A 13,175-nucleotide genomic window follows, 5' to 3' on the forward strand; every position below is an offset into this window, starting at 1 on the left:
GGAATATAGGAATATAGGAATATAGGAATATAGGAATAGTAGAGAAGTGGTGGAGGGAGCTGGATTCGAACCAGCGAAGGCTGAGCCGTCAGATTTACAGTCTGATCCCTTTGGCCGCTCGGGAACCCCTCCACACTAATTTTATTGCATTTGGCCCCACTTAACTTAGCGGTAAGAAAAGTGGTGGAGGGAGCTGGATTCGAACCAGCGAAGGCTGAGCCGTCAGATTTACAGTCTGATCCCTTTGGCCGCTCGGGAACCCCTCCAATGCAACGGCGCTGATAATAGCAAATTGCGTATTTAAGTAAAGAAAAAAGCTAAAGAAAATTGAAATAAAGCCGATAAATATCTATCAGTTACCACAATCGACTAAAGACTATGCAAATAGATGATTTGTTAATCACAGAGAGTCAGTTAAACAGTAGGCTCAATAATAGTGTGCATGAAAATCGCCGTGGCGAATTTTCTCTACTATTAGCGATGCTGTCACATGACGCACTCGACTTTAGCCAATTTCATTTACCAAAAACTGAAATAGATAATTTAGTTATAGAAGAAGAGGCATTAAGAAAGCAATTTGGCGCAGGTCCAAAGCAACTTTTAGCCCCTGATGAATACAATATGTTGGTTGGACAGTTTAATGCCTCATTAATATCTCAAGAAGGGGAGCGCTGTGGTATGACAAGTATTAAGTTAAGGCAATGCTTAAGCCCTGAACCACTTGCGATTAGAAATGATGATAAGCATATTCCACTTAATATAATAGATAACTGTGAGCTTGCTGTCAGAAGAAGAATTAAAAGCGAACAAACACAACTTGCGAATCCTCTTATAGATGCAGCTGCTTTTTACGACAGCCTTAATAATGATGCAATACATCAACCACTTCAGCTTATTGCGGTGTGATATATGATTGTAATAATCATCAGTTAATATATGCTTTATAACGGGTCTGCTTTATATATTTGCTAATAATTGATTTAATGAAAAAAAAGCATCCAAAAATTAAATGCAATTGCTATAATGGCGTCAAATGGTATGACATGAAATGCCATTATCATTAAACCAAGGTAATTAGGAACGTAATGAAGAAAACATTCACGCTAAATCACGAGAAAATCAAATACCCTCGTATGGTTGATGCTGCAAAGCACGAAGTGAAAAAATATTTGAAAAGAGAGCGTAATAAAACGCTACCTGAAGATGCTGACTATTGGGCATTTGACTGTAAGTTTGGTAACACAGCTGAAGATGCGCAAGTTGTGCACGTTGCTGAATTAAGTAACCAAATTGGCGAAATTGAAAAGCAAGGTTTGACCTCTTTCTACGTAGAGATTTTAGCTCGACCTGCTCAACGTCAGCAATTAGATTTAGATGATGACGAATAATACTTAACTAAATTAAGTATTCGAAGTTTTAAAATGAGCCCAAGTGGCTCATTTTTTGTTTTTATGCATTAGAGATTCACCATAAATCATTTTTATTAGTAACTAATAAGTAGAATTTTATTTTATTAACATTTGCATAACAAAATATAGTGATATAGGGTGTGTTTAATTAAAAAAACAAAACAGTTGTACCATGCCTATAAATTACTCTGACCACCAATTGAAATTAAGCTTAAAGAGCTCTAAGGTACTTGTCGTTGATGATCAGCTATTAAGCTTAATTGTATTAAAAAAAATATTATCAGAGCACTTTAGTGTAACAACAACAAGCTGTGGTGAGGATGCGATTGAAATTTGTAAACATAATCCGCCAGATATAATACTACTCGATATTAATATGGAAGGAATGAGTGGTATTGAAACATGTCTAAAATTAAAAAATATATCTGAAACACAAGATATCCCCGTTATTTTTGTAACCTCATCTGAAAATCAAGAAGAAGAGTGCTGGGAAGCAGGGGCTGTAGATTTTATAAAGAAACCAACTAACTCGGAAACTTTATATAGAAGAGTGCGCGCCCATATCACGATGAAACTTCAACATGACTTACTCAATCAAAAAGTATTTCTAGATGATTTAACAAAGGTATTCAATCGTCGTTATTTTGATGCGCATTTTTCTAAAATGGAACGAAGCGCCTTACGAGAAAAAGTCGACTATGCACTATTACTCATCGATATAGATTACTTTAAGCAATACAATGATATCTATGGTCATGTGCAGGGGGATACGGTGTTAAACCTAGTAGCACAAACTATTACTAATAGTTTGCAAAGGCCAACCGACTTTGTTGCGCGTTACGGCGGCGAAGAGTTTGTAGTTGTTCTACCGCATACAAGCACTGAAGGTGCAATTTGTGTTGCTGATAAAATTAAACAAAATGTGGCCGATTTAGGAATATTACACAAATATTCAGAATATGATTTTGTGACTATTAGTATTGGTGGTGCAACCCTACAACCATACGTAAATAACAAAAACACCTTGCAGATCGCATATGAAAAAATGTATGAGTCTAAAATGCAAGGGCGTAACAAAGTGTGTTTTTAAGTTTAGTTAGCTAATAAATCACTCTGCCACTTAAAAACACCTTTTAGGTGATAAATATTAAATAAGATTATTTATTACATGCTATGACATTTTTTGTATTTGTTATTGCTACCGCATGGGCAGTTATCATTTCTGCCTACTTTAATATCTTCAACAGGATATATAGTGCCATCTAAATAACGCCATTGAGTGTTTTCTTTAATAAACTGCGATTTTTCATGAAGCTCACAAAATAAGTTTTGATAAAAATATTGGGCTTTAAATTCTACAGTTCCAGTATCGCCATCATGGCTTGAGTCAATTAAATCAAGATTTATAAATCGACAGCTGTTAGCAAAATCATTGATTTCTTTAATCGGATTCTCAGCTTGTTTTTCTTTTGCGTAGGTTTGATAAACATATTTTGCATTTTTAATAACATAAGCGCTGAATCGTGAGCGCATAAGTTGTTCAGGAGTGTCAGCTTGCTTTACAGATAAGTGAAGCGGCTCGCAGCAATCGGCATAATTGTGCCCACTGCTGCAAAAACATAGTATGGCATTGAGTGAAGTCATAATAATAATACAAAGTCTAAAACATTAGTTTAACAAGCTTATTGAGCGAGTGGTATCTCTGTTGTTTGTGCGTTTTTAGTAAAACAGTATAGTTTTGTATTCGTTTTACTTAAATCGAACGATAGATTTGTAAGTAGTTGGTTATTAACTATATCGGTCCAGGTGATTACCGCTGCAAAGTTTCCATTATGTAACGCAGAATTTAATACATACTCTAGATTTACTAGGTGCTTCTGTCTAATAACAAGTAATTTACTTGTATCAATAGAGCATGAGTCAAGTAAAGCTTTGCTAGGTACATGATCTGGCGCAATTAATAACGTCCATGCATTAGAGCTATTGTATTGGTGTAATACTTTTAAAAGCTCAAAGGTCGCTGAAATTTCATCTTCAATTTGGATCAAATTTACGCAATCGCTTTGCTCGTCTTGTTGGTAACTTTTAACTGTTCGCACGGTAATAGGCTGTAACATAATTTCACTCACTGGGTTTTTATACAGTATTCATATACAGTAGTTTATACAGTGCTTTCGTGCAAGCATTTTATGCTATTTATTTGTACAGTTATTCAGCCTTTGATCATTGTTTTTTATTTTTAAATCTATAATTCTTTATTAATCAACTTGTTATAGGCTTGTTTTTGAGAAGGTATTTCAAAAATAAATTTTTGAGTAATGTTTTAATTTGTGGGTTTTATACTGTGTAGGAGTATCTTTGTAACTATATACAGTATTTTTCAACACTTTATACAGTACTTATAACTTAGTTGGTTTATGTGTTTTCACTCGTGCGAGGGATCATATGAGAAAACTGGAGTTGGTGAATTTGTTCGTACAAACTTGCTGCATAACATTGAGCATCTTTAAATCGCTTAGTTTCGATATGTTTGCGTATATCTGTAACCGCTGCAGTGGCAGGTGCATACCCTTGGCTACTCGCTAAGCTCAACCACGCTACAGCATGAAATACACTTTGTGGCACGCCTTCACCTTTTACAAAAAATAAACCTAAATAAAACTGTGCTCTATGGTTTCCTGCCATTGCAGCAAGGCGCATCCATTTTGCAGCCAATGGAGCTTGATTATTTTTTAAATAATATAGGGCTTTATTAATAGTACTTTGCTCATCTTTTTTATTATCAATGGGCGCGGGGCTGCTTTCTGGTTGAGTAACAAAACCTAAAATGTTGTCTAGCTGTTGCTCTAAGTCTTGCTCACAAGGTGTTGTTTTAAGCATATTGGTTCATTTATTATTTTAACTACTTTAACAGTTTAGTATATAGCAAGGTAAAATGTCCTGTAAAAGATAATTTTTATGTTAAAATCTCGCCACTTTTTACTATCACAAGTTTATTATGTTTGAAGCCTTATTTAAACTCAGCGAAAATAATTCAACAGTTAAACGCGAATGCGTTGCTGGCCTAACTACCTTTATTACTATGGTATACATTGTATTTGTAAACCCGGCTATGCTTGCTGAGGCAGGGATGGACCAAGGGGCTGCATTTGTAGCTACCTGTATAGCAGCTGCGATAGGCTGTTTTATAATGGGTTTATGGGCTAATTATCCATTAGCATTAGCGCCTGGCATGGGACTAAATGCCTTTTTTACGTATGGCGTCGTATTAGGAATGGGTTATACCTGGCAAGCCGCATTAGGGGCTGTTTTTATGTCGGGTTGTATATTTTTATTTTTAAGCTTATTTAAAGTCAGAGAATGGATTATTAATGCCATACCTCTGGTGCTCAAGCGAGCTATCGCAACAGGTATAGGTGCTTTTTTAGCCTTAATTGCCCTTAAAAATGCAGGCATTATTGTCTCAAGCCCAGCAACACTAGTGCAATTGGGGGACATTACTTCCCCAGGCCCATTATTAGCTATATTAAGCTTTTTTGTAATTGCAGCGCTTTTATACCGCGATTTTAAAAGCGGTGTACTTATTAGTATTTTATTAGTGACAGGCATTGCACTGAGTTTAGGGCTAGTTGAATATCACGGTGTTATGGCTATGCCACCATCAATAATGCCTACTTTTATGCAACTAGATTTTGCCGCCGCTTTTGATATATCAATGATGAGTGTTATTTTTGCATTCTTGTTTGTCGATCTTTTTGATACTTCAGGTACATTAGTTGCGGTCACTCAAAAAGCTGGTTTAGCTGATGAAAAAGGTAACATGCCTCGTTTAGGACGCGCACTAAGTGCTGACAGCTCAGCAACAATTGCAGGTGCGATGCTAGGCACGTCTACGACTACATCGTATATAGAATCGGTTGCTGGTGTATCTGTTGGCGGACGTACTGGCTTAACGGCTGTAGTTGTAGGTATTTGCTTTTTACTAATGATGTTTTTTGCACCGCTTGCACAAATGGTACCGGCTTATGCTACGGCAGGTGCTATTTTATATGTCGCTGTACTGATGCTACAAAATTTAAAGTTTGTAAATTGGGATGATATGACCGATGCAATTCCTGTTACTGTAGTATTACTAATGACACCATTAACGTTTTCGATTGCGCACGGTATTGCACTTGGTTTTATATCTTATACGGCGGTTAAAGTTTTGTGTGGTAAGCAAGATCAAATCAGTATTAGTGTTTGGATATTAACAGCCTTGTTTGTTTTCAAGTTTGCATTTTTGTCTTAATAACTAACAAATAGACAAAAAAGCCTGCATAAATTTAATTTGTGCAGGCTTTTTTAATACTTTTATAAAAGAATTACCATTTCTTTTTAGGAGCAAACAATATATCTAAGTCGTCTTGCTCTTCTTCTGTTTTCTTTTTAAGTGCGCTTGCATTAGAAGCTCTTAGTTCAACACTAATTGCTTCTAAGTAACCTTCAACTTCTTGGCGTTTTGTTGTTACATATTCATCGGTGTATGTAACTGCATTGAGCGTTGCCTGTGCTTTTTCAAAATACTGTCTTGCAGAGCCAACCATACTTGCTGAGCGGGCAGATAAGCCACGTTTTATTTGGCTTTCAATATTAATACGCAGTTGTAGTTTTTCAAGACGTTTATCTTCTAAAACAAAAACTTGGCTGTCAATACGACCTTTACTGTGTTCAGAGCGTAAAATTGAGCGTAATTTTTTAATGCCCTGAATTAAGCCTACAAGTTGCTTGTCATTACTCGGTAGCGTTAAAGCTTCACTGCTATTATCTTGAACGGGATTAGATAAGTGCGTTTTCGCTTCACTTAAGCGGCTTTTAAGTGCTTTAGATGTTTGCGAGTTATTAACCATTGTATTTAAAGCTTCGTAAATACGGCGTTGTAACGTACGAATTAGATTCTCAGACAGGGGTATGTTAGCACTATTCATTAGCGCTTCTTCTGTTTCTTCTATTATAGCTTTTTGTTTTGTAAGCTCTTTGCGGCGTTCTGCCTCTTGTTTTTCTTTGTGTTGTTGTACAGCACTTACCCAAAGTGCAATCACAATCAATGCAACTATAAGCACTATTATAATAGAAACGATCATGGTGTAATTCTCGGATATATAACCTAATTATTTAATCTTACATTAAATATACGTTAACAGGGTAGCTTTGCGCCGATTAACTTAAAAAATACACCCAAAAATTGATAGGTTGAGCTCTTTATAAACCGTAGTCACCCTAAGGGCTTATAAACTAAAGCTGAATAAACATCGCTACCTCAAGCATATTTATTATGCTAGCCTTGAGCTCTAATCAGATAATTGCACACCTAAAGACCTAAAGTGATATTTTACGTAAATAACACTTGGTTTTAAGCGGTATTGCCTTTATAAATAATATGAATAATAACGTTAAAATTTGCAGCCATGAAATTACAACAACTCAGATACATCGTAGAAGTACAAAATCATAAATTAAATGTTTCAGCGACTGCTGAGAGTTTATTTACCTCGCAGCCAGGAATTTCTAAACAAGTACGCATGTTAGAAGATGAGTTGGGTGTACAAATTTTTGGTCGCAGTGGTAAACATTTAACGCATGTAACCGGTGCTGGCGAAGATATAATTAATATTTCTCGTGAAATACTCTCCAAAGTAGAAGGTATTAAAGCCGTTGCTAATGAGCATACGTTACCTGATCAAGGTAAGTTAAATATTGCCACAACACATACCCAAGCCCGTTATGCTTTGCCTAACGTTATTCAAGGGTTTATGAAAAAATACCCTGCGGTATCGCTTCATATGCACCAAGGTACTCCACAGCAAATATCGGATGCTGCAGCACGCGGTGATGCCGACTTTGCTATTGCAACAGAAGCACTGCATTTGTATTCAGATTTAGTTATGTTGCCTTGTTATCATTGGAATCGCAGTATTGTTGTTGCTAAAGACCATCCGCTCGCTAAAAAGGCAAATAGTTTAACTGTTGCTGACATTGCCCAATATCCACTCATTACATATGTATTTGGTTTTACGGGCCGCTCAGAGTTAGATAAAGCATTTAGCGCACACGGACTTGAGCCACACATTGTATTTACTGCAACCGATGCTGATGTTATAAAAACATACGTACGACTGGGTTTAGGAGTTGGTGTTGTCGCTTCAATGGCGATAGATCAAGTGAGCGATACCGATTTAGTGTGTATTGATGCAAGCCACTTATTTGAAGCAAGCACGACCAAAATTGGTTTTAGAAAGGGCAGCTTTTTACGTACTTACATGTATGATTTTATTGAACGTTTTGCACCGCACTTAACTAAAGAGCGCGTAGAGCGAGCAAGCTTGTTACGTAACCAAGATGACGTAGATAAGTTATTTGCAGATATAGAGTTACCCGTTAAATAAGGTGATTGCATTGAACGAACAATAAAAAAGCTGCCTATTTTAAAATAGGCAGCTTTTTCTCTTTATAGCGAGCTGATTAACATTCGATAATATTAACTGCTAATCCACCGCGAGCGGTTTCTTTGTATTTGGTTTTCATGTCGTTGCCGGTTTCAAGCATGGTTTTAATCACTTTATCAAGTGATACCTTTTGCTCGCCACTGCCACGAATAGCTAAACGTGAGGCATTAATTGCTTTAATCGCGCCCATTGCATTACGTTCAATACACGGTACTTGTACTAAGCCACCAACAGGGTCGCACGTGAGGCCTAAATTATGTTCCATACCAATTTCTGCTGCGTTCTCTACTTGCACAACATTGCCACCAACAATTTCTGTTAATGCGCCTGCAGCCATAGAGCACGCAACGCCAACTTCACCTTGGCAACCTACTTCAGCACCCGATATAGAGGCATTCTTTTTATATAAAATACCAATAGCAGCAGCCGTTAATAAATAACGTGTGGCTATATCGCGGTCTACTTCTTTCACAAATGTGTGATAGTACATAAGCACAGCCGGTAAAATACCCGCAGCACCATTAGTTGGTGCGGTAACTACACGGCCACCTGCCGCATTTTCTTCGTTTACGGCAAGGGCAAATAAATCAACCCAGTCCATTGCACGAAGTGGGTCGTTACTGACCTCTATATTTAGTTTTAAGTATAAGCTAGGCGCTCGGCGCTTTACTTTTAAGCCGCCAGGTAAAATACCTTCGGTACGCATACCACGGTCAATACAGGCCATCATTACTTTCCAGATATGAAACAGCGTGTCTTTTATTTCATCTTCAGTGCGTAGTGTTTTTTCGTTCTTCATCATTAAGCTTGAAACACTAAGCCCTGACTCTTTACACATCTCTAGTAGCTCTTTTGCGCTACTGAAAGGGAAAGGAGCTGGGTTTTCTTCTCTAATATCAAGGGCTGCTTGTTTTTCGTTTTCAAACTCTTCATCAGTGACAATAAAGCCACCGCCAATAGAGTAATATACTTTGCTGTAAACTTTTTCGCCGTTGTTTGAGGCGATAATTTCCATTGCATTAGAGTGCTTAGGCAGCGTTTTGCGACGATGAAAAACAATAGCGCCTTGTTTTGGAAACTTAGCTTTGTGTGTTTTGTTTAAATAAATAACCTGATCTTTTTCGATTGTCGCTAAAATGTCGTCGACTAAATCGGCATCTATAGTTTCAGGGTCATAACCGGCTAAACCAAGAATTACGGCTTTACCCGAACCATGGCCAACACCTGTTTGACCCAAAGAGCCATAAAGCTCTACTTTAATATCGGTAACATTTGCTAATAATTGTTGTTCTTGTAGGTCATTAACAAATAAGCGTGATGCGCGCATTGGGCCAACGGTGTGTGATGACGAAGGGCCAATACCAATGCTAAACATATCAAATGCACTGATCATAATGTGTGTGTCTCTACTTTGTTTTATCAGCACGAAGCTGCTCTTTGAACGGTCGAGCATGATAACGTGGAATTGTGATTGTGTAACTACTAATAACGAAGATTTAAACTGGTAAGGCGAGTTGTTTTGTAAAGTTTTTTATAATGCTTGCAGTCGCACCCCAAAGTAAACCATGCGGCGTTTTAAAACCTAGCAAAATAACCGTTTTCCCAAATCGTTGAAAAGGTAAGGGTTGCCAGTTAGCTTCGTTATTTAACTCAGTGACAGAGAGCAAAAAGCTCGATTGTACTTCATTATAGTCATTTTCCCAGGTGGTGTCTTTTTTGAGTAAACCTACATAGGGGCTAATACTAAAACCCGTTAAGGTTGAATACTCAGGTAAGTGACCTAATACATTAACGTTGCTTTGGGCAATATTTAGCTCTTCTTTTAGCTCGCGAAGGGCTGTGGTGCGAAGGGTAATGTCGCTTACTTCAAACTTACCTCCGGGCAAACAAATCTCCCCAGGGTGATGGTGTAAATAAGTAGGGCGTTTACACAGTAAAATATGTGCATGGTTATCTATATCAATAATTGGCAGCATAACAGCGCTAGCACGTTTTTTACGTGTGTCTTTTAACTGATTTGGCGCAGCTGTAGGGCTTAACAGAAACCGCGCCATAATGTGTTCACTATTCAAAGCGACCTACTGTTTTAATAAAGGGAGGATTTTATTTACTTTATCGTAAGTTTCTTGATATTCCAATTCGACTTTAGAATCAGCTACTATTCCGCCACCTGCCCAGCAGTAAATTTGCGCTTTGTGGCACACCAAGGTGCGAATAGTGATACTGGTGTCCATGTTTCCACACGCACTTAAATAACCAATTGAACCACAATAAATGCTGCGGCGATGTGGTTCTAATTCTTCAATTATTTCCATTGCTCTAATTTTGGGCGCACCGGTGATTGAGCCTCCCGGAAAAGCCGCTTTTAACTGATCGACTGCTGTTTTGCCTTCATCAAGTTCTGAGGTTACCGTGCTTACTAAATGATGCACTGCCGGAAAGCTTTCAATAGCAAAAAGGGAAGGGACGTGGACGCTGCCAGGTTTTGCCACTTTGCCTAAGTCGTTACGCAGTAAATCAACAATCATTACGTTTTCAGCGCGATCTTTAGCTGATGCTGCGAGTATTTGGGCTTGGCGTTGATCCTCCAGCGCATCCGCTTTTCGCGGCAGAGTGCCTTTAATAGGTTTGGTTTCTACAACGTTATTATTTACAGATATAAAGCGCTCAGGGGAAATTGATAAAATTGCCCCTTGAGGGTGATTTATAAAGCTCGAAAATGGCGCTTTATTTGCCTCACGCAGTTTAATATAAGCTGCCCAAGGGGAGCCTTCAAACTGAGCGTTAAAGCGCTGCGCTAAATTAATTTGGTAACAATCGCCACTTTTTAGATACTCCTCAATTTGGGCAAACTTTGCAGCGTATTCCGTTTCGCTCATATTTGATTGCCAGTCGCTGTTTAGGGCAAAGGACTGCGTATTAACTTGGGAGTTAGCGTGTGTATTTAAGTATTGCTCATAAAGCGATAATCTATTGGTGTTTGGCTGCGATACATAAAACCAGCTTTGTTGCTGTTTGTCGTAAATAAGGGCATCTAAGTAAAGGCCAATAGCCATTTGGGGAAGATTAATGTCTTCAATAGCATGAGTGGGGATGTTTTCAATTGTACGCCCTAAGTCGTAGCCAAAGTAGCCAAGCCAGCCGCCATTAAAGGGTAAATCGTAATCGGCTTTTGTTTTAGCAAGATGCGAAAGCTCATTATTCATAATTTCAAAGCAGTTATCACTACTTTCTATATTATTTAAAAAGCTTTTATTATTTTTTACTTCAAGGGTACTTTGCGGCTCAATGGCAATAATATCAAAACGGCTGTTTATATGATTACTATTTGCAGAATCTAATAGAATTGCGTAAGGCAAATGTGAAAAATGCGCAAAAACGTCAATGCAGTTTTGTGTTATGCCTAATTTAATACAATTTTTTTTATTGTTTAGCATTTACTGCCCCTTTAAGAACTGGCTCGAAACGGGCTGGGAGGGTATCATAAGTCAAATTTTTTGGCAGCACTAAGCTGCAAAAAACAGTGCAAACCACCGTCACCGGTTTGATTTAGATTACGCGACAACGCGTAACGGTAACTTAAGGAACCACTATGAGTACAATTTGTCAGCAAGACTTTATTGATAGCATTGAAGATGCATTGCAATATATTTCGTTCTATCACCCACTTGATTTTGTTCAAGCACTCGAAAAAGCGTACAACAAAGAACAAAGTAAAGCGGCTAAAGACGCCATTGCACAAATTTTAATTAACTCACGCATGTCGGCTGAAGGCAAGCGTCCACTTTGCCAAGACACCGGTATTATTACCTGTTTTGTTAAAGTAGGTATGGATGTTAAGTGGGATAAAACAGATTTAACCGTTCAACAAATGGTTGATGAAGGTACTCGTCGTGCATATTTAAATCCAGATAACCCTTTACGTGCATCTATTGTTGCAGACCCTGCTGGTACGCGTAAAAATACTAAAGATAATACGCCTTCGGTTGTGCATATTGATTTAGTAGCGGGTGGAAAAGTAGAAGTAATGGTTGCGGCTAAAGGCGGCGGCTCTGAAAACAAAAGTAAAATGGTTATGTTAAACCCGTCAGATGATGTTGCTGCATGGGTAGAAAAAACACTACCAACAATGGGTGCTGGTTGGTGTCCGCCAGGCATGCTAGGTATAGGTATTGGTGGTACGGCTGAAAAAGCAGCAGTAATGGCTAAAGAGTCGTTAATGGATCCGGTTGATATCCATGAGCTAATGGAACGTGGCGCAGAGACAACAGAAGAAAAACTGCGTTTAGAAATTTTTGATCGTGCTAATAAATTAGGTATTGGCGCACAAGGCTTAGGCGGTTTAACAACGGTTGTTGATGTTAAAATTAAAACGGCACCAACGCATGCCGCTTCAAAACCTGTAGTAATGATCCCAAATTGTGCGGCAACTCGCCATGTACATTTTACGCTTGACGGTTCTGGCCCTGCTAATTTAAAAGCACCTAAACTAGAAGATTGGCCACAAGTAACATTTGAAGTGGGCGAAGGCACACGTCGTGTTGATTTAAATACACTGACTAAAAAAGATGTTCAAGAATGGAAAATGGGTGAAACCGTTTTACTTTCGGGCACTATTTTAACAGGTCGTGATGCAGCGCATAAACGTTTGCAAGATATGATCAACTCAGGTGAAGGTTTACCTGAGGGCGTAGACTTTGATAATAAATTTATTTATTACGTAGGCCCTGTGGATGCGGTACGCGATGAAGCAGTAGGTCCTGCTGGCCCTACAACAGCCACTCGCATGGATAAATTTACCGATATGATGCTAGAAAAAACAGGCATTGTAGGCATGATTGGTAAAGCTGAACGTGGCCCTGCAACGGTTGAATCTATTAAAGAGCATAAATCTGTTTATTTGATGGCTGTAGGCGGCGCAGCTTACTTAGTATCTAAAGCGATTAAAAAAGCGCGTGTTGTAGCTTTTGAAGATTTAGGTATGGAAGCTATTTACGAATTTGAAGTAGAAGATATGCCAGTGACTGTTGCAGTAGACAGTGAAGGCGCCAATGCGCATACACAAGGCCCTGCTATCTGGAAAGCTAAAATTGAAGAGCTTGATAGCAAGCTAAAATAACGTACGTTTTGTATTTTTAAAAAGCGAGCCTAGTGCTTAATGCCGATCAGTTAAGAAAATGACCGGTTGACCGATCCAAACGATCATGCAAAATCCGTAGTTAGGAAACTAACTACGGATTTTTTTGTGAATATAGAACAAGCACTGCAAGCAACACTTGAA

Annotated in this window: 13 protein-coding genes and 2 tRNA genes; 6 read left to right on the forward strand and 9 right to left on the reverse strand. The window is 38.3% G+C overall.

All coding sequences use genetic code 11. The features are described from left to right. Positions 1 to 47 precede the first annotated feature (47 nt). A tRNA-Tyr gene (locus H5087_RS19650) sits at positions 48 to 132 on the reverse strand. A 49-nt stretch (positions 133 to 181) separates the two neighbouring features. Then, positions 182 to 266: transfer RNA gene (locus H5087_RS19655), tRNA-Tyr, on the reverse strand. Positions 267 to 378: 112 nt separating this feature from the next. On the opposite strand from H5087_RS19655, the gene H5087_RS19660 reads away from it, so the two are divergent. The 3 genes from H5087_RS19660 (at position 379) to H5087_RS19670 (ending at position 2,499) form a co-directional block, all read left to right on the forward strand. After that, complete coding sequence (locus H5087_RS19660; RefSeq protein ID WP_182673112.1) at positions 379 to 906, forward strand: VC2046/SO_2500 family protein; 528 nt, start codon at positions 379 to 381, stop codon at positions 904 to 906. A 179-nt stretch (positions 907 to 1,085) separates the two neighbouring features. Beyond that, positions 1,086 to 1,388 carry a DUF6172 family protein gene (locus tag H5087_RS19665; RefSeq protein WP_002961433.1) on the forward strand — a complete coding sequence of 101 codons (303 nt, stop codon included), beginning with the start codon at positions 1,086 to 1,088 and terminating at the stop codon, positions 1,386 to 1,388. A 193-nt stretch (positions 1,389 to 1,581) separates the two neighbouring features. Further along, positions 1,582 to 2,499, forward strand: a complete 918-nt coding sequence (locus H5087_RS19670; protein ID WP_182673113.1) for a diguanylate cyclase — start codon at positions 1,582 to 1,584, stop codon at positions 2,497 to 2,499. Positions 2,500 to 2,573: 74 nt separating this feature from the next. Here H5087_RS19670 and H5087_RS19675 read toward each other — a convergent pair whose 3' ends face one another. The 3 genes from H5087_RS19675 to H5087_RS19685 all read right to left on the reverse strand — a co-directional run bounded on the left by H5087_RS19675 (position 2,574) and on the right by H5087_RS19685 (position 4,289). Beyond that, positions 2,574 to 3,053: a YchJ family protein gene (locus H5087_RS19675; protein WP_182673114.1), complete on the reverse strand. Its 480-nt coding sequence runs from the start codon at positions 3,051 to 3,053 to the stop codon at positions 2,574 to 2,576. A gap of 38 nt (positions 3,054 to 3,091) precedes the next feature. Beyond that, on the reverse strand, positions 3,092 to 3,526 hold the full coding sequence (locus H5087_RS19680) for a SulA-like leucine-rich domain-containing protein (RefSeq protein ID WP_002961428.1): 435 nt from the start codon (positions 3,524 to 3,526) through the stop codon (positions 3,092 to 3,094). 298 nt (positions 3,527 to 3,824) lie between these two features. Beyond that, positions 3,825 to 4,289, reverse strand: coding sequence for a tetratricopeptide repeat protein (locus H5087_RS19685; protein ID WP_002961427.1), 465 nt, complete (start codon positions 4,287 to 4,289; stop codon positions 3,825 to 3,827). Between the two features lie 118 nt (positions 4,290 to 4,407). Between H5087_RS19685 and H5087_RS19690 the strand changes: the two genes are divergently transcribed. Further along, positions 4,408 to 5,700 (forward strand): NCS2 family permease, encoded by a 1,293-nt coding sequence (locus H5087_RS19690; RefSeq protein ID WP_002961426.1) that lies wholly within the window; start codon positions 4,408 to 4,410, stop codon positions 5,698 to 5,700. Positions 5,701 to 5,773: 73 nt separating this feature from the next. Here the strand turns inward: H5087_RS19690 and H5087_RS19695 are convergent, their stop codons facing one another. Beyond that, positions 5,774 to 6,532, reverse strand: coding sequence for a hypothetical protein (locus tag H5087_RS19695; RefSeq protein ID WP_182673115.1), 759 nt, complete (start codon positions 6,530 to 6,532; stop codon positions 5,774 to 5,776). Positions 6,533 to 6,856: 324 nt separating this feature from the next. Here H5087_RS19695 and cysB point away from each other — a divergent pair, with 324 nt between their 5' ends. After that, entirely contained in the window at positions 6,857 to 7,834 is a 978-nt protein-coding gene (cysB, locus tag H5087_RS19700; protein WP_002961670.1) for an HTH-type transcriptional regulator CysB, read from the forward strand. A 76-nt stretch (positions 7,835 to 7,910) separates the two neighbouring features. Here cysB and H5087_RS19705 read toward each other — a convergent pair whose 3' ends face one another. The 3 genes from H5087_RS19705 to pabB all read right to left on the reverse strand — a co-directional run bounded on the left by H5087_RS19705 (position 7,911) and on the right by pabB (position 11,331). Beyond that, positions 7,911 to 9,287, reverse strand: a complete 1,377-nt coding sequence (locus H5087_RS19705) for an L-serine ammonia-lyase (RefSeq protein ID WP_024603668.1) — start codon at positions 9,285 to 9,287, stop codon at positions 7,911 to 7,913. Positions 9,288 to 9,390: 103 nt separating this feature from the next. Further along, a complete protein-coding gene (locus H5087_RS19710; protein ID WP_182673116.1) occupies positions 9,391 to 9,966 on the reverse strand; it encodes a CoA pyrophosphatase in 576 nt (191 codons plus the stop codon). A 6-nt stretch (positions 9,967 to 9,972) separates the two neighbouring features. Next, entirely contained in the window at positions 9,973 to 11,331 is a 1,359-nt protein-coding gene (pabB, locus tag H5087_RS19715; protein ID WP_182673117.1) for an aminodeoxychorismate synthase component I, read from the reverse strand. Between the two features lie 155 nt (positions 11,332 to 11,486). Between pabB and H5087_RS19720 the strand changes: the two genes are divergently transcribed. Next, on the forward strand, positions 11,487 to 13,013 hold the full coding sequence (locus H5087_RS19720; protein WP_007375888.1) for a fumarate hydratase: 1,527 nt from the start codon (positions 11,487 to 11,489) through the stop codon (positions 13,011 to 13,013). Positions 13,014 to 13,175 lie beyond the last annotated feature (162 nt).

The organism is Pseudoalteromonas sp. SR43-7 (genome assembly GCF_014163785.1).
In the GTDB taxonomy this organism is placed as follows: Bacteria; Pseudomonadota; Gammaproteobacteria; order Enterobacterales; family Alteromonadaceae; genus Pseudoalteromonas; species Pseudoalteromonas distincta.